Origin of the sequence: Streptomyces sp. SID13666 (genome assembly GCF_010548325.1) — a bacterium.
Taxonomy (GTDB): Bacteria; Actinomycetota; Actinomycetes; order Streptomycetales; family Streptomycetaceae; genus Actinacidiphila; species Actinacidiphila fildesensis.
In genome coordinates this window covers 50,964-67,382 of the sequence record NZ_JAAGLX010000001.1, presented here as the reverse complement: position 1 = coordinate 67,382, position 16,419 = coordinate 50,964, and the positions used below count along the sequence as shown (strand labels likewise).

The 16,419-nt window shown below is 72.0% G+C and carries 15 protein-coding genes and 1 pseudogene; 8 read left to right on the top strand and 8 right to left on the bottom strand.

The features are described from left to right. Positions 1-15: 15 nt before the first annotated feature. Positions 16-1,605 (bottom strand): discoidin domain-containing protein, encoded by a 1,590-nt coding sequence (locus G3I60_RS00320; protein ID WP_343240794.1) that lies wholly within the window; start codon positions 1,603-1,605, stop codon positions 16-18. A 304-nt stretch (positions 1,606-1,909) separates the two neighbouring features. Here G3I60_RS00320 and cas3u point away from each other — a divergent pair, with 304 nt between their 5' ends. Then, a complete protein-coding gene (cas3u, locus tag G3I60_RS00315) occupies positions 1,910-4,816 on the top strand; it encodes a type I-U CRISPR-associated helicase/endonuclease Cas3 (RefSeq protein ID WP_164292707.1) in 2,907 nt (968 codons plus the stop codon). A 6-nt stretch (positions 4,817-4,822) separates the two neighbouring features. Here the strand turns inward: cas3u and G3I60_RS00310 are convergent, their stop codons facing one another. Further along, positions 4,823-5,263 carry a hypothetical protein gene (locus G3I60_RS00310; protein ID WP_164606410.1) on the bottom strand — a complete coding sequence of 147 codons (441 nt, stop codon included), beginning with the start codon at positions 5,261-5,263 and terminating at the stop codon, positions 4,823-4,825. Positions 5,264-5,411: 148 nt separating this feature from the next. Beyond that, positions 5,412-6,329 (bottom strand): transcriptional regulator CynR, encoded by a 918-nt coding sequence (cynR, locus tag G3I60_RS00305; RefSeq protein WP_164292709.1) that lies wholly within the window; start codon positions 6,327-6,329, stop codon positions 5,412-5,414. A 110-nt stretch (positions 6,330-6,439) separates the two neighbouring features. Here cynR and G3I60_RS00300 point away from each other — a divergent pair, with 110 nt between their 5' ends. From G3I60_RS00300 to G3I60_RS00285, 3 genes and pseudogenes are all read left to right on the top strand, one after another. Next, positions 6,440-7,045 carry a carbonic anhydrase gene (locus tag G3I60_RS00300; protein WP_164292711.1) on the top strand — a complete coding sequence of 202 codons (606 nt, stop codon included), beginning with the start codon at positions 6,440-6,442 and terminating at the stop codon, positions 7,043-7,045. A 50-nt stretch (positions 7,046-7,095) separates the two neighbouring features. After that, positions 7,096-7,566, top strand: a complete 471-nt coding sequence (cynS, locus tag G3I60_RS00295; RefSeq protein ID WP_164292713.1) for a cyanase — start codon at positions 7,096-7,098, stop codon at positions 7,564-7,566. Positions 7,567-7,725: 159 nt separating this feature from the next. After that, a pseudogene (locus G3I60_RS00285) lies at positions 7,726-7,857 on the top strand (transcriptional regulator); the annotation flags it as partial. A gap of 47 nt (positions 7,858-7,904) precedes the next feature. Here the strand turns inward: G3I60_RS00285 and G3I60_RS00280 are convergent. Then, a complete protein-coding gene (locus G3I60_RS00280; protein ID WP_164292715.1) occupies positions 7,905-8,297 on the bottom strand; it encodes a signal peptidase I in 393 nt (130 codons plus the stop codon). Between the two features lie 134 nt (positions 8,298-8,431). Between G3I60_RS00280 and G3I60_RS00275 the strand changes: the two genes are divergently transcribed. After that, positions 8,432-8,959: a DUF4232 domain-containing protein gene (locus G3I60_RS00275; protein ID WP_164292717.1), complete on the top strand. Its 528-nt coding sequence runs from the start codon at positions 8,432-8,434 to the stop codon at positions 8,957-8,959. 75 nt (positions 8,960-9,034) lie between these two features. Further along, positions 9,035-9,253, top strand: coding sequence for a hypothetical protein (locus G3I60_RS00270; RefSeq protein ID WP_164292718.1), 219 nt, complete (start codon positions 9,035-9,037; stop codon positions 9,251-9,253). A 331-nt stretch (positions 9,254-9,584) separates the two neighbouring features. Here the strand turns inward: G3I60_RS00270 and G3I60_RS00265 are convergent, their stop codons facing one another. Next, positions 9,585-11,012 (bottom strand): HAMP domain-containing sensor histidine kinase, encoded by a 1,428-nt coding sequence (locus G3I60_RS00265; RefSeq protein WP_164292719.1) that lies wholly within the window; start codon positions 11,010-11,012, stop codon positions 9,585-9,587. After that, entirely contained in the window at positions 11,009-11,725 is a 717-nt protein-coding gene (locus tag G3I60_RS00260; RefSeq protein WP_138351361.1) for a response regulator transcription factor, read from the bottom strand. The genes G3I60_RS00265 and G3I60_RS00260 overlap by 4 nt, the downstream gene beginning before the upstream one ends. Positions 11,726-11,760: 35 nt before the next feature. On the opposite strand from G3I60_RS00260, the gene G3I60_RS44935 reads away from it, so the two are divergent. Together G3I60_RS44935 and G3I60_RS44930 are read left to right on the top strand one after the other, a co-directional pair. Then, positions 11,761-12,309, top strand: a complete 549-nt coding sequence (locus G3I60_RS44935) for a hypothetical protein (RefSeq protein ID WP_232486087.1) — start codon at positions 11,761-11,763, stop codon at positions 12,307-12,309. Positions 12,310-12,548: 239 nt separating this feature from the next. Continuing rightward, on the top strand, positions 12,549-13,346 hold the full coding sequence (locus G3I60_RS44930) for a CAP domain-containing protein (protein WP_239069439.1): 798 nt from the start codon (positions 12,549-12,551) through the stop codon (positions 13,344-13,346). 417 nt (positions 13,347-13,763) lie between these two features. On the opposite strand, the gene G3I60_RS00245 is transcribed toward G3I60_RS44930, so the two are convergent. Both G3I60_RS00245 and G3I60_RS00240 read right to left on the bottom strand, forming a co-directional pair. Beyond that, a complete protein-coding gene (locus G3I60_RS00245) occupies positions 13,764-15,680 on the bottom strand; it encodes a HAMP domain-containing sensor histidine kinase (RefSeq protein ID WP_164292720.1) in 1,917 nt (638 codons plus the stop codon). Beyond that, on the bottom strand, positions 15,670-16,368 hold the full coding sequence (locus G3I60_RS00240) for a response regulator transcription factor (RefSeq protein WP_164292721.1): 699 nt from the start codon (positions 16,366-16,368) through the stop codon (positions 15,670-15,672). Before G3I60_RS00240 ends, G3I60_RS00245 begins: the two co-directional genes overlap by 11 nt. Positions 16,369-16,419: the final 51 nt, after the last annotated feature.

Here is a 16,419-nt window from a genome sequence, read left to right as displayed (position 1 = left end):
GGGTGACCGGACCTGTCAGTGGCAGGTGACGGGACCGAAGGTGTCGAGCACCGAGCCGTTGTCGCGGATCAGCTGCCCGGTGTACGTGGTCGGAGTGAGGGTCAGCTTCAGGACGGCCTTGACGTCGGTGATCCGCTTCTGGCTGTTGGGCTGCGCGCTCTCGAAGCCGTAGCTGTCGGCGCCGCCGGTGCCCACGATCAGTTCCCGTACGCCCGCCGGGTCGGCGCCGCCCGTCGCGTTCTGCGGTGCGAAGCGCTCGTAGAGGTGGTCGTGGCCGTTCAGGATGAGGTCGGCGCCGTGGGCGCGCAGGATCTGCCAGACGGGCTTGCTGACCATGTCGGCCTGCGGCCCGGAGCTGTACAGCGGGCGGTGCCAGTACGCGGCGACGCAGCCGTTGGTGTTCTTGGTGAGGTCCGCCTCCAGCCACTTGCCCTGCGCGGAGGTGGCGGACATGGAGATCTCGGTGTCGAGCGCCACGAAGTGCCAGCCGCCCCGGTCCCAGCTGTAGTAGGTCTTGCCGTCGGGGGTGGCGCGGCTGCCGAAGTACCCCTTGTAGCCGGCCGCCGGGGTGCTGTCGTCGTACTCGTGGTTGCCGGTCGACGGATGGGTCTTGTTGAGGAACCGGCCCCAGGTCGTCCCGTAGTACTTCTTGAAGTCGCTGAGGCTGCCGGTGTCGTACTGGTTGTCCCCGAGGGTGAGGACCTCGTCGGGATTGATGGCCTCGACGCGCTTGGCGGTGTTCTCCGCCCCGCAGTTGTTGCCCGCGGCGCAGCCGGGATCGGCGATGTCACCCGCGGCGACGACCGTGAACGAGGTCGAGCTCTGACCGGGTGTGCCGGTCACCGGTGCGCTCGCGGCGGAGACGTTGCCCGCCGCGTCCACGGCGTTGACGGTGTAGGTGTAGGCCGTCCCCTGGGTGCGGCCGGTATCGGTGTACGTGGTGCCGGTAGCGGTCGCGACGACCGCGCCGTCCCGTGTCACCTGGTAGCCGGTGACACCGACGTCGTCGGTGGACGCGTCCCAGGCGAGGGAGACGGACGTGGCGGTCGTGCCGGTGACGCGCGGGTTCCCGGGCGCGGTCGGCGCGGTGGTGTCCGGGCCGCCGGCCGGGCCGTACACCTCGAACTCCTTGAGGGAGTACCCGTATGCGGTGCCGCGGGCGGTGCCGTACACGCGGACGTAGCGGCCGGCGGTGGCGGCCGGCAGGGTCACCTCGTCGATGCCGCCGTCACCGGTGGTCGTCGAGTACGCCTTGGTCCAGGCGGAGCCGTCGGGCGAGACCTCGACGCGGTACGCCTTGCCGTAGGCGGCCTCCCAGTCGAGGTGTACGCGGGTGAGGGTGTGGGCGGCGCCGAGGTCGACGCGGATCCACTGCGGGTCGAGCCCCTCCTCACTGGCCCAGCGGGTGGCGGTGTTGCCGTCCACCGCCTTGGCCGCGTTGAGGGACGAGCTCTCGTCGGACGACGAGAGGGCCGGCCTGCCGCGGGACAGCAGCACGTCGCCGGCCGCGAATCCGGACGACGAGGCCGACAGGGTGATGAGCAGGGCGAGAGCCGCCACCAGGCCGTACAGACGGCGATGGCGGGCGGGCAGGAGCAAGGACACGACTGCCTCCGGGCGTGGGAGATCGATCGCGGAGCCCGGCTGCACCGGGACATCGCGAGGCCCACGGCCGGGGCAGATCTCTCACTGAGCGCGTCACATCCGGGGATGCCGCGCCAAGCCGCGTGCAGCGAGAGTGGCAAAGGTCCCGGTGGCCGTCAATAGAAGTTAGTAAAGTTTCCTAACTTGTAATTCCGAGCAACTCTCCGTTCACTCCCCTCACCTCGCCTCCGCGGCCGGCTCGACCTTCACAAGCCCCGGTGCCGCCTGCGAAACTGGGCGCCGACACCTGAGGAGCGTCCGATCCATGCTGGAACTCGAACCGGAGCCGGGCGACTTCACCGCCTTCTGCCGCGAGATTCACGGGTACGAGCCCTTTCCGTGGCAGACGGCGCTGGTGGACCGGGTGGTGAAGGACGGCTGGCCGCGGGCCGTCTCGGTGCCGACCGGACTCGGCAAGACCTGCGTCCTCGACGTCGCGGTGTTCACCGCGGCCCTGGAGCGCGGCCGGCCCGTCAACGGCGCGGGCCCTTCCCGGGCACCGCTGCGGATCTTCTACGTCGTGGACCGGCGGTTGGCCGCCGACGAGGTGTACGACCACGCGGCGCGGCTCGCCCGGGCGCTGCGGTCGGCGCTGTCGGATCCGTACGCCGACCGACCGGCAGCACCGACGGTTCCGGTGGTACCCACGGTCCCGGTGGGCACGGTCACCGGACGGGTCGCGCGGGCGCTGTGGCGCGAGGGCGACACCGATGTGCTGGAGGCGGCCCGGATGCGGGGCGGGGTGACCTGGTCCGCGAACTGGGTGGAGCGCCCGGACCGGCTCGCCGTGGTGGTCGGCACGGTAGACCAGGTGGGCAGCCGCCTGCTCTTCCGCGGCTCCGGCACCGGCACCCGGCGCCGGTCGATCGACGCCGCCCTGACCGGCACCGACTCACTGATCGTCCTCGACGAGACGCACGGGTCCGAGGAGTTCGCGGCCGGAGTCCGCGCCGCCTTCGCGCTGGACGGGACGCCCGGGGAACTGCGCCCCGTCCTGGTGACCATGTCGGCGGTCGCCGGGCTGGGGAGCGCCGACGCGCACGGCATCACCGGTGACGACGAGCGTCATCCGGTGGCGGGTCCGCGGCTGCGGTCGGCCAAGCGGCTCCATCCCGTCGAGGTCGGCACGGACGCGGATAGCCGGGATCGGTCGATGGCCGCCTCCCTCGCCGCGTGGGCGCAGCGGCCGGCCGCCGACGCCCAGGTCGTCGGGGTCGTCTGCAACACGCTCGGTCGGGCCCGGGCCGTCCTGGAGCTGCTGCCCGGCGAGAAGGTGCTGCTGACGGGGCGGAGCCGCGCCCTGGACCGGGAGTATCTGCGGGGCCGGTGGCACGACCGGACGAAGGCCGGCCACGAGTCCCGCGACGGCGGCCCGTTCCATGTGGTGACCACCCAGACCGTCGAGGTCGGCACCGATCTCGACTTCGACGCGCTGGTCACCGAAGCGGCCCCGCTCCCGGCGCTGATCCAGCGGCTGGGCCGGCTCAACCGCGTCGGGCGGCGCACCGACGCCCGCGCCGTCGTGGTCCACGGCACGGCGGACGTGCCCGGGCCGCACAGGGACGCGAGCGACGCCACCTGGCGCCTGCTGACCGGGCTCTGCCCGCCGGTCGTCACCCGCCCCGGCGAGACCCCCGAGCTCACCGGCCCCGGGCCGGCCGTCTCCCCCGCCGCGCTGCGCCGGTTGACGGCCGGCCTCGATGCCACGGAGTGGCAGGCGATGCGCGGATCCCCGCCGGTCAGAACTCCCGTGCACGCGGCAGCGCTGGACGCCTGGGTGCGCACCGAACCGGCGCCGGACGCCGACGAGCCGGTCGCCCCGTATCTGCACGGCATCGGCGCGGACGCCCGCCCTGTCGTCAGCGTCGCGTGGCGGACCCGCGAGGCGGGCCTGACCGCCGAGGAGTGGCGCAACACGGTGAACCTGTTCCCGCCGGCCGCCGAGGAGAGCATCGAACTGCCGCTGCACGCCGTACGGCGGTGGCTGACCGGCAGCCCGGACGCCGACGCGATCTCCGACGACGACGCGTTTCCCGGGCCGGGCGAGGAGCCCTCGGACGGCCCGTCAGAGGGCGGGTCCGGTTTGGAGATCCTCCGGTACCGGTTCGACGCGGCCACCGCGATCGTCACGCCCGACGACATCGAGGCCGACGATCTCATCGTCCTGCCGACGGAATTCGGCGGGTGTGACGCGTACGGCTGGAACCCCGCCTCCACCGATCCGGTCGTCGACATCGCGGACCTGGTGGGCGGCGGGGACGGCCGGGCCGGCGTCCGGATCGGCCCGGACCTGGCCACCGCCGTGCGTGTCCACGACCCCGCGCTCGCCTCCCGGGTGGACCAGCTGGTCACGGACATCGCCGCCGACACCGCACCCTTCACCGCCGAACAGCAGGCCCGCTACCGCGGCCGGTTCGCCGAACTGGCCGGCAGCGCGCCCGGCGACGTCCCGCACCTCAGGGTGTTCAGCGCCCTGGCCCGCGGAGGCCGCCTCCTCACCGTCAACGGCCTCCGGTTGTTCGTCGCCGGCCAGGCCCCCCTCAACGGACCCTCCACGGCCGGTCTGCCGCAGACCCTCGCCGAACACCAGGCCGAGGTGTCCGCGGCCGCCGGACTCTACGCCCGCAACCTTCACCTGGACGGCCGTACGGTCGCCGCCGTCGCCCTCGCGGCCGCCCTGCACGACGAGGGCAAACGGGATCCGCGCTTCCAGACGATGCTGCACGGCGGGGACGAGGACGCCGCCCTCGCCGCACCGGAGCCGCTCGCCAAGTCCGGTACGGACCCGGCCGACCGGACCGGGTCCGGGACGGCCCGGCGGGCCTCCGGCTATCCGCAGGGGATGCGGCACGAAGCGCTCTCGGCCCGCATCGCCGCACTGCACGCGGCCGGCCGCGACGACATCGACACGGACCTGGTCATCCATCTGGTCGCGTCCCACCACGGGTTCGCCCGGCCGCTGCTCCCGCCGGTCGTCGACCCGGACCCCCGGCACCTCCGTCTGACCATCGCGGGCCAGGAGGTGGTCCTGGGCACCGCCGAGACCGTGGACCGGGCGGGGCCCGCCCGGTTCGAAGCCCTCAACCGCAGGTACGGGCGCTGGGGGTTGGCCCGCCTCGAGGCGCTGGTCCGGCTCGCCGACGTCTACTGCTCCATCCAGCGGGAGATCTGACAGAACCTAGAACAGCTTCTGGCCGGTGGACCGCCACCGCTCTCCGAACGGCTCGGCCAGCCCGTCCTGGGCCAGCACCTTGAGGTGCTTGAGGATGGTGCGCGACTGGTAGCCGACGGCCGTGCACAGCTCCTCGACCGTGATCCCGCCGTCCCCGGCGGACTGCACCTCCTGCCAGGTACGCGCCGCATGATGACCGAGACCGCCGTCCGGCACCGGATCGGAGGCTCTGGGTGCGTCCGGCTTCGCGGACTTCGCGGGCTTCGCGGTCTGCGGGGCCTGGGCCACCGGGGAGGTCTCCGGGATGCGCGTGCCGCCCTGCTCCGCATCGGGAACCACCCGTCCGGCGGCCGGGGTCCGGCTCGCCGCCGGCGGCCGCGCGGGGCCGGCCGGACGGGGGTTGCGGTTGACCGTCCGGTGCCTACGGCCCTTTTGGTGCTTGCTCATCGTGTCGTCCTGTTCTGAGGGATACCACTGGCGTGGAAATGTGGTGTGGGCCTCTCACCTCAGGAAACGATCACAACGACAGCAGGTCACCCCCGGCCTTCGCCGCCCTGACGAGTCGTCCGCCGGCCGGCCGCGACCCGTGCCCGTGTCAGGCGGGGGCGTAGTCGCGGATGGCGGCCCATTGGTGGGTGAGGTCGGCGAACGCGCGGGCGGCGGCGCTCTCGTAGGCGGTCTCGCGGCGCAGCAGGGTGACCGTTCGGGCGGGCAGCGGTGGAGCCAGGGCGACGGGGTGCAGATGGGGGTGGTCGCGGGTGATGGCGTCGGGCAGCACGGTGGCCAGTGGTGTGTGCCGGACGATCTCGGTGAGCGCGTTGACGGAGTCCGCCTCCATGGCGACGTGCGGCTGCACCTGGTGCGCGGCGAGATACGCGTCGATGTGGCCGCGGGTGACGAAGCCGCTGGTGAGCAGCGCCAGAGGGTGACCGTGAAGTTTCCCCACCGGCAACGGGCGCTTCCGGCCGGCGTAGGGATGGGCGGTGCCGACGACGAGGCTCAGAGTCTCGGTGAAGAGCGCGGTGGCCGCGATGCCCGGCAGGTGTTGGCCGCTGAAGCCGATGCCCAGGTCGAGCTCGTCGGCCAGCAGCCGGGCTTCGACACGGTCCTGGGCGTCCTCCTGGATGTCCAGGGTGATGCCGGGGTGGCGGGTGTAGAAGTCCCCGGTCAGCGGGCCGACGAGGTAGGCGGTGAAGGTCGGGGTCATGGCCAGCCGCAGGGTGCCGGACGAGAGGTCCTGGACGTCCAGGACCGCGCGTTCCGCGGCGGCCAGGTCGCGCAGGGCGCGGCGGGCGTAGTGGACATAGGTCCGGCCGGCGTCGGTCAGCCGGACGGTGCGCCCGGTCCGGTCCAGCAGCTGCACCTTCAAGGAGCGTTCCAGCTGCATGATCTGCTGGGAGAGCGTCGGCTGGGAGATGTGCAGGGCCTCGGCCGCGCGCGTGAAGTTGGCGTGTTCGGCGACGGCGAGCAGATAGCGCAGGTGCCGTAGTTCCAAGGCCGCGCCTCCAGCCATAGATGACAGCAATCGCTGTCATGACTTCTCCGTCTTGGACACTATAGGCACTGGTCACGCAGGGTGGAGCACGTCGGCCTCCACCGACACCCTCACCGAAGGGAGTGACCATGCGCGATATCGCCGAGGGAGTCCAGCGCTTCCAGCGGGACGTCTTCCCCGCCCGGGCGGCGCTCTTCGAGCACCTCGCCGCCACCCACCGGCCGACCGCCCTGTTCATCGGCTGTTCCGACGCCAGGGTGGTCCCCGAGCTGATCACCCAGCGCGAGCCGGGTGAGTTGTTCGTCATCAGGACCGCCGGCAACCTCGTCCCCGCCCGCGGCGCCGGCGCGGACGGTGTGGCGGCCAGCATCGAGTACGCCATCGGTGTCCTGGGCGTCAGCGACATCATCGTCTGCGGCCATTCCGCCTGCGGTGCGATGACCGCGCTCGCCGAGGGCCGGGACCTGACCGCGCTGCCCGCCATCGCCGACTGGCTGCGGTACGCCGACGCCTCCCCGGCCCGCGCGGCCGCGGCGGACGGCGGGGACGCGGTCGCCGCCCTGATCCGCGACAACGTCCTCACGCAACTCGCGCATCTCGCCACTCATCCCAGCGTCGCCCGCGCACTGGACCGGCACACCGTCACCCTGCACGGCTGGGTCTACGACATCGGCACCGGTGCCGTCGAGGAACTCGACACCGCGAGCGGCCGCTTCACCGCACTCGCCGGCTGACGACCCCGTCGGCCGGCCATCACTCACACCGCACTCCGGAAGGAACTCCCATGATCCAGGCCCAGTTCGACCCGCAGGCCCGCGAGCAGCTCGCGATCCAGGTCGTCGACGCCAAGATGCGCAAGGACCTCAGCTGGCAGGAGCTGGCCGATGTCACCGGTCTGTCGGTGGCCTTCGTGACGGCCGCGCTGCTCGGCCAGCATCCGCTGCCGGCCGAAGCCTCCGACGCCGTCACCGGGCTCCTCGGCCTGGACGAGGACGCCTCCCTGCTGCTGCAGACGATCCCCTTGCGCGGCTCCGCCCCGGGCGGCGTCCCCACCGATCCGACGATCTACCGCTTCCACGAGATGCTCCAGGTCTACGGCACCACGCTCAAGGCGCTGATCCACGAGCAGTTCGGCGACGGCATCATCAGCGCGATCAACTTCCGGCTCGATGTGCGGAAGGTCGACGACCCCGACGGCGGCTCCCGGGCCGTCATCACCCTCGACGGCAAGTACCTGCCGACGAAGCCGTTCTGATCCGGCCCCGGCCCGGCGGACCGGGGCGCCGCGCGGGACTCAGGCCGCGGCGGGGTACGGCCGGTCACGCCGGGCGTCGTGCAGGACCGAGCCCCACCACAACAGCTGGTCCAGCAGCACCTTCGCGGCGGCGTCGGGTCCCTCGGGCTCCAGCAGGACGAGACACTCGACCTGGCCGCCGACGACGCCCAGCGCCTTGTCGTCCACCTCCCGGCGGACGACGCCACCTCCGCCGCCCTCGACCGCCTCGCCGGCCGCCGGCCGGGCGCACTGCGCGCGGTCTCCGGCTGAGCACCGACCGAGGACCGACCGAGGTCAGGGTCGGCAACCTGCTGCCGTCAGCCGGACACCCGGGCGGAGTCGCTCTCCTCCATCACCTTGTAACCGGCGACCGAGGGCCAGCGGACGGTCAGCACGACGGACTCCTCCTCCGCGTACCAGGAGTGGTCGACGCCCCGGCCCCACACCACGTAGTCACCCTGCTCGGCGAGGAGCACACTCCGCCCGGGAAGCTCCACCCGGAACCGGCCCTTGATGAGGACCAGCAGAGCCGTACGTTCCTCCGCGGTGACCCAGACCGCCCGCTCGTCACCCGGCGGGTGGACACCCCACTTGATCTCGACGTCCTCGCTGTGCCGGGGATCGGACCCGTCCTTGAAGTGACCGAGCAACCAGCCTTTGTCCAGTGCGGCGTCGACGCCCGCATTGCCCACATACACGCTGTCGTTCATGATTCCCGACGGTAGCAGCCGGCCGTTTCCGGCGCGGAAGCGGCCCTTGCGGGGGTTTACGCCGAACCGGTCGATGTCCCCGGTGATCGGCCTGACGGAGCGTAGCGGGGCGACGGCGGGGATAGGGAGTGGTCATGCGCACTCTGACGACACTCGCCCTCACGTCCGCTCTTGTCCTCACCGCGGCCCCGGCCGCACTCGCCGGATCCGCCACGCCCGCCTCGCCCGCCGCACCCGAGAAGGTGCGTGCGTGCGCACCGGGGGACCTCTCCTTCACCGTCCATATGCTGCCGCCGATCGCGAGTGCGGTGGCGCTCGTGAGCGTGCAGAACCGGAGCGCGAGCAGATGCACCGTCAACCGCTTCCCGACGGTGACGTTCGGCGGCCTCGACGGTGAGGCCCGCACCGTCCCGGATTCGGCCGACGGCCCGCGGGTCATCGCCGCACGCCGGAGCCAGTTCGCGGCGGTCAGGACCGACGACCGCAGCGCCCCGGCCCGGTACGCCCCGACCCTCACGGTGGCCGCCGACCCCGCGCACAGCGGGCTCACCTTCACGGCCGCCGGGATCGGCGCCCCGACTCCGGGCATCGCGGTCTACGACCCGGTCACCACCCTGTGGCACAACACCCAGGACGAAGCGCTGGCGGCCCTCGGGAACTGATGCGGCCGGCCCGCCGGTGACGATCCGGTTGCGGTGCCGGAGGGCGCGTTTCCGGTCCCCGAGCGAGTCGTTTGCGTGGGTATGCAGCACATCGAGAAGGAGGACCGGACGCCGCTCGTCGTCCGGTGGCTCAGCACATACGGACCGGACGGCGCGGCGGACGAGGGCCTGTGGGGCGGGCGGCGCCACGAACCCCTGCCGCGGGTGGATCCGGCCGGGCGGGCGCGCGGGGCGATGGTCGGCTTCGCGGTCGTCACGGTCGCGGCGGCAGTGGCGTCGGTGCTCATCGGCTGAGCACCGACGCGGCCGTCCGCCGGAAGGGCGTCCGGTTGCTCCCGCATTGGCATTCCCGGCCGGCACACAGCGCACAATGTCAGAAAACGCATTGCCGGCCTTGCAAATGGCTTAAAGAAAACTTAAGGCCACTCCACATAAACCCGTGCAACGTCTTCGACACCGATCTGCGCTTCCTGGCGCACAACCGCGCGGAAAGACCATCTGGGCCGAGCAGCCGTTCCCCGCCGGCCCGTAGACCAGAACGCGACGACCCGACCCCGACGGGCGGACCCGGTCGGGGAGGCGGGCGGGCCCTGTCAGGGAACGGGCACGCCTTGTCGCGGAAACGTCATGACGTGGTCCACCAGCGTGTCCGGGAGCCCCTGGAGGCGGCGGTACGACGGCGGCGCTTGCTGCGGCCGCCGCTGCCCTGGGCCGCGGCGAGTCCGAAGGTCACCTCGATGTGTGCGCCGCCCAGCCCGCCCCGGGAGATGTCCACCGCTCCGCGCGTCACGGCGGCGGCCCGGTGGGCGATGTCCAGTCCGAGGCCGGTGGAGACCGTACTGACCCCGCGGGCCACGGCACCGCCCGGATCCGGGATGCCGGGACCGGCGTCCTCGACCACGAGCGTCACACTCTGCGCACCACGCTCCAGGCGCACCGCGAACGCGGTGCCCGGCGCCGTGTGCCGGAACACATTGCCGACCAGGGCGTCGAAGACGGCCGCGAGGTCGTCCTCGGGCAGGTCGATCAGTGCCTCTTCAAGGGTGATGTCCACATGGAACGGCCGGTGTTGCTGCTCGGCCAGAACGGCCCAGAAGGCGGCTTTGCGGCGGATCACCGCGGCTGCCGCGCAGCCCTCCGCGGGCGGACCCGAGGCGGGTGTCCGGCCAGGGGTGGCGGCCCCCGAGAGCGGTCGCAGGCCCCATCCCATCGGTCCCACGGCGAGTGGTGTGCGGGCGGCGGTGATGATCGAGTGCAGTTCGGCGTCGAGGTGGTGGATCGCGGCGGCGATCCGTTCCGCGTCGGCGGTCGGCCCCATGCGGTCGGCGGTGAGGCGCAGTGCGGTCAGCGGTGTCCGCAGCCGGTGGGAGAGGTCCGCGACCAGTTCACGTTCGACGGCGAGCAGCTCCAGCATGCGATCGGCCATGGCGTTGAAGGCCAGCCCCGCCTCGTACAGCTCGGGCGGTCCCATCGGGTCCACCCGGACGTTGAGGTCGCCGCGGCCCAGGGCGTGGGTGGCGCGGGACAGCTGGTGCGAGGAGCGCACCACGCGGGCGGCGAGCCGGTCCGCGACGAGGGTGGAGCCGGCCACCAGGGCCACCGCGAGCAGCGTGATGGCCCCCCAGGAGGCGGCCACCCCCCGGTTGAGCCGGTCCGAGGGGACGAACTCCTCGATCACCGCAACCCGCCCGGGACCCAGGACGACCGGCTGGAGGTAGACCCAGCCGCCCGGCCGGTTCTGGGCGATCGCCTCGCCGTCACTGGCGGCTCGCTGGAGCAGGGCGGCGGGCGCGTGCGTCGGTCCGACGACCTGTCCGGCCGGCAGGTGGACGCTCAGGTCCTCGCCAGGGGCCAGCACGGAGATGGCCTGGCGCAGGTCGGGGATGTCGTCGGTCAGGGCCAGCACCGGGGCGAGCGCGGCGGCCTGCTGTTCGGCGGCGGTGATCGCCTGGTTGCGGGCCTCCGAACGCACCAGCAGGGCGAGGGGTATCAGGAAGGACAGGGCCACCATGGAAGTGACCGCCAGCGCCACCCCTGCCAGGGCGCGTCTCACGGTGGCGTCACCAGCTTGATGCCGACACCGCGCACCGTGTGCAGGTACCGCGGACGTATCGCCCGTTCACCGAGTTTGCGGCGCAGTGCGGACAGATGCACATCGATCGTCGCATCGTCGACATAGGACTCGCGCCACACCTCGGTGAGGATCTTGCGCTTGGAGACGACGCAGCCGGCGTTGCCGGCCAGGTAGGCGAGAAGATCGAACTCACGCCGGGTGAGATGCAGTTCCCGGCCGCCGAGATGCGCGGTGCGGGCCATGGCGTCCACCCGCAGCTCACCGACCACCATCGGGCCCTGCGTCGCGGTCGGGCCTTCGTGCAGACCTCCGGGGACCGAGGCGACGGCCCGGCCGACGCGTCGCAGGACCGCGGTCAGCCGGGCGGTCAACTGTCCGCTGGAGAAGGGCTTGACGAGATAGTCGTCGGCGCCCGCGTTCAGCAGCCGGACGATCTCGGCGTCGTCGTCCCTGGCGGTGACCACGAGCACCGGTACCTGGGAGATGCCACGGATCATGCGCAGCGCGTCACTTCCGTCCAGATCCGGCAGTCCCAGGTCCAGGATGACGGCGTCGAGGGGCCCTTGAGTCACCTCTCTCAGTCCGCTGAATCCATCGGCGGCACTGCGCACCACATGGCCGTCACCGGTCAGGATCTCGATCAGTGCCGCGCGTATGGCGGGGTCGTCTTCCACGACAAGGACGCTGGCCATGCGGCACACCGTAACGGATCAGCCATGATGGTGCCGTGCCCCGTCCGCTGCGCTACCTCATGATCTGGCTGTGCTGCACGGCTCTGACCGTGACCGCCGCCTTCCTGGCCGTGCGCTTTGTGGTGCATTCGACCGCTCCGCTACCGCCGACCGCGCATGCGCTGCCGACGGTCTTCAGCACGCCGTCCCCCACACCCGGCCTGCTCATTCCCGCCACTTCGGCGCCGAGCACCCCGCTCACTCCCACCCCGCGCAAGACCCCGACGGTGACGCCGTCCACCAAGCCGCCCACCACGCGGCCTCCGACGACCGCTCCGGTGAACGGGCGCAACACGTCGAACACCTGCAAGGGCGGCGTGGGGGTGCACAGCATGCAGTCGGTGGGCGGCCGGGTGACGTTCAACATGGGCGCCGACGCGATCTGCCTGGTCTCCGCGGTGCCGTCGCCGGGCTTCACCACGAGCACGGACCAGGACGCACCGGACACCCTGACCGTGACCTTCTCCAGTGCGAACCACCGTTCGGAGACCACGGGGACCATCCACCCGCAGCCGCAGGCGGTCACCCGCGAAGTCTCCTGGTAACCGCGGACGGTTGCTTCGAGGCGGCTCCGGCCGCCCGGAACCGAGCGGAACCTGTGGGCAACCTTAGGAGAATCTAAGGTTCCCGTCGCGGTGTGTGACACCGGCCGGAAAGCGCCTAGGTTCGGTCTCGCCCGGTCACTCAGCAGCACCCCTCGACCGGTCGTGACACATCCCGGCGCGGGGCATCCCCCTGTGCTCCGCGCCGGCCCCCGCCTCCGATCCCCCGAGGTCTTCCACACATGAGCTCGCACCGCCGCGCCGATCTGCCCAGCGCCCCCTCGCCGCAGCACCGCGCACCGCGGCAGCCCCGACTGCGCAAAGCCGTCATGGGCGCGGCCGTGATCGCCGCACTGGGTGGCGGGACGGCCTTCGCCTGCATAGGCGGCGGCTCCGGCCACGCCCCAGGACAGCCCACCGCTGCGACCCCCACCGCAGCGGTGGGCACACACAAGCCGCCGGCCGGCACCCGGCCCACGTCTCCCGTGACGCACCCCGCCCGGCCGACCGCGAAGCCGACCCCCACGCCCTCGCGTCACACCACCCCGCCCCGGCCGGCGCCGACCCCGACGAAGCCCGCCCCCACCACGTCCGCCCCGTCGACCCCACCGGTCTCCGGCGACGCGGTGCAGCAGGTGCTGGCCAAGGTCAACCAGGCCAGGGCCGCCCAGGGACTGCCCGCGTACACCCTTCTCGAAGGGCTGAACCGCAGTGCGGCGGCGCACAACAAGGTGATGTCCGCCGGCTGTGGACTGTCCCACCAGTGCCCCGGCGAGCCCGCGTTCGGCGACCGCGAGCGGGCGCAGGGCGTGCAGTGGATGTCGGCGGGAGAGAACATCGGCGAGGGCGGACCGGTCGCCGACACCGAGCAGGCCATCGCCAAGATGGCACTCGGACTCACGCAGAGCATGCTCGACGAGCGACCGCCGAACGACGGCCACCGCCGCAACATGCTGAGCTCCTCGTTCACCCATATCGGTATCGCGGTATTCCGGGACAGTTCAGGAACTGTCTGGCTCACCCAGGACTTCTCCAACTGAGCTTTCCGCACCATGCTCCGCAATGGGGAAGACGACGTATCGGCGGATATGCGCCGTCGCGCGCACGCCTCCCCGTCGCGGCGGAACCGCACAGCGACCGCTGCCCTGGCAGCGGTCGCTGTCGCGGCTTTCTTGCTCCTGCGAACAATTCGCCAGCCGGCCCTGACAACTTCCTAAAAAGTGTCGGCGAAGCTGACCGGCATGATGAGCGCATGGAAGCGATCGACAGCCACCCGGCCGCAGATGTGGCAGTCCGCCGCACTGGCCACCATCACGTTCTCGGTCCTGTCCGTGGTGACCGGTTGCGTCGGTGGCGAAGCGGGCGGCGTCAGGGAGTCACGGGTGGTCCTGGCACCCGAAGCACCCGACGCGGCCGACTCCGCTGCGGCGGCTGACGCGGCCGGTGCCCCCGCCGGTTCAGTGACCGCCGTGACGGTCACGCGAGTGGTCGCGCCCGAAACGGCGGCGTGGGGCGGCGGCGTCGCCCGGTACCCGTCCCGCTGACGCCGGACCATCGGCCGCCGCTTCCATGACGGGGTGCGGTGGCAGTCGCAGCGTGAAGACCGTGGACTCGCCGGGAACGCTGCGCGCGGTCACGGTGCCGCCATGGGCGTGCGCGAGCTGGCGGACGATGGCCAGCCCCAGTCCACTGCCGCCGGTGCGGCGGCTGCGGGACTTCTCCACCCGCCAGAACCGGTCGAAGATGTTGGCCAGGTCCTCCGGCGCGATCCCGGAACCGGTGTCGGTGACATCGATCGTGACCATGCCGTCGGCCCGGTGGGCGTGCAGCGAGACGCTCCCGCCCGACGGGGTGTGGCGCAGCGCGTTGGAGACCAGGTTGCCCAGGGCCTGGCGCAGCCGGACGGGGTCGGCGCTCAGTTGCGGATCCCCCTCCACGGAGGCGGCGATGCTCACCCCGGCGACCTGAGCGTGGGCGCGGTTCGCGTCGGCGACCTGCTGCAGGAGATCACCCAGCCGTACCGGTTCGGGGTGCAGCCGCAGGGTGCCGGCATCGGCGGACGCGAGGTCCTGCAGGTCGTCGATGATGTGCTGCAGGAGCAGCGCCTCGTCGTGGAGGGACGACAGCAGCCGCTGGTCGGGCACGACGATGCCGTCCTTGGCGACCTCCAGCCAGCCGCGGATGTTGGTCAGCGGGGTCCGCAGCTCATGGGCGATGTCACTGACCATCGCCTTGCGCTGGGTCTCGGTGCGTTCCCTGCGCTCTGACAGGTCGTTGAAGGCCGCGGCGAGGAATCCGGTCTCGTCGCTGGTGGTGACCGGGACGCGGGTGTGCCGTTCTATGGGCTCCTGCGCGGCGTTGGTCAGGGCACGCAGCGGCCGGACCAGCCGGGTGGCGATCAGGGCCGTCACGGTGACGGTGAGGAGCAGGACGAGTCCGGTCACGCCGGCGATGCGGGTGGTGTTGGCCCGTGACAGGTCGAAGCGCGGCCGGCCGGCGCCGGCGCCGGTGTCGCTGACGAAGAGCTGCGCGGCCGGGGCGACGAAGGTGCGCAGTTGCTCCCGGCGGCTGGCGTCGATGCAGTCCTGCAGCACCTGGTAGTCCGACGGTACCTTGACGCCCTTGCCCCAGGTGAAGTCGGACGACAGGCTCACGTATCCCGCGACGGTGGATCCCTGCCGGGCCAGACAGGCGTTCACCAGGATGTCGAGGCCGCTCAGGGCCCGCTGTTCGGTGGCGGTGGGCCGGCTCAGCCCCGCCAGACCGCAGTCGTCGTAGGCGTAATCGTCGAGCTTCGACTGGCCGTCGCGGGACACCTGCACGGTGGGCCGGCCGCCGGGGCTGTCGGCCACCTTCCCCACCCACCCCTCGTCGCGCAGGCACGCCAGCACCTTGCCGGCGAACTGCGTCAGCAGCGCGTGCTCGGCGGCGGGCAGCCGGTACGGGCCGACGGCGCGCGGATCGATGCGTGACACCGGCTGCGTTCCGCTCTGCCCCTGCAGCGGGGTGTCGGTCCGCAGGGCGTCGATGACGGCGAAGGCCCGCGGCGGCAGTTCCGGACCCTTCGGCGCGGAGTCGGCGAGCACATGGCGGTCCTGGTCGGTGAGCGCGACGCGGCGGCCCGTCGCCCGGGCCAGCCGGTCGATCGTCGGCTGGACGCCGGCCCATGCCTTGTGCCCGGCGGCGTAGCCGGTCAGCGTGTCGTGGATCATCGCGTCGTCGGACAGGATCTGGCCCTGTTCCTGCTGGATGGCCCGGGTGGTGGTCTGCACCGCGAGCCACGCGGTGGCGACGATCGAGCAGACGGCGATCAGCATCGAGGTGACCAGCAGCCGGGCCAGCAGGCTCTTGCGCAGCGGAACGTTACGGGCCACGGCGGCCTCCGGTGAGTTTGTATCCGACGCCGAACACGGTCACCAGGCGCACCGGCTTGCGCGGATCGATCTCGATCTTCTTGCGCAGGTTGAGGATGTGGACGTCGATGGCGCGCTCGGAGATGGCGCGCTCGTACCCCCGGACGCACTCCAGCAGCTGACCGCGGGTGAAGACCCGGTCCGGTTCGGCGGCCAGCGCCAGCAGGATCTCGAACTCCCCGGGTGTGCAGACCACCGGCTCCCCCGCGCAGCTCACCGCCCGCCGGGCGGGGTCCACCGCCAGGGTGTCGACCCACAGGACGCCGTCGGCCGCCACCGCGGGCCGTTGGACGCGCCGCAGCAGGGCGTGGATGCGGGCCATCAGCTCGCGCGGGCTGTAGGGCTTGGTCATGTAGTCGTCCGCGCCCAGCTCCAGGCCGAGCAGCAGATCGTCCTCATGGGAGCGGGCGGTGAGCATCAGCACCGGCAGATCGCTGCCGGGCCGCAGGATTCTGCACACGCCCAGGCCGTCGATCTCCGGCAGCATCCAGTCCAGGACGAGCAGGTCGGGCCGGCTGCGCAGCACCTCGTCGACGGCGGACCGGCCGTCGTGGACGACGGTCGCGGTGTGACCATGCGCCTCCACGCACCGGCGTACCAGCTCCGCCTGCATTTCGTCGTCTTCCGCGACCAGAATATGTGCGCACACCCCTGGGATGTTAAGCGCACTGGTGTTCGCCGATGCCGCGGTGAGATGTAT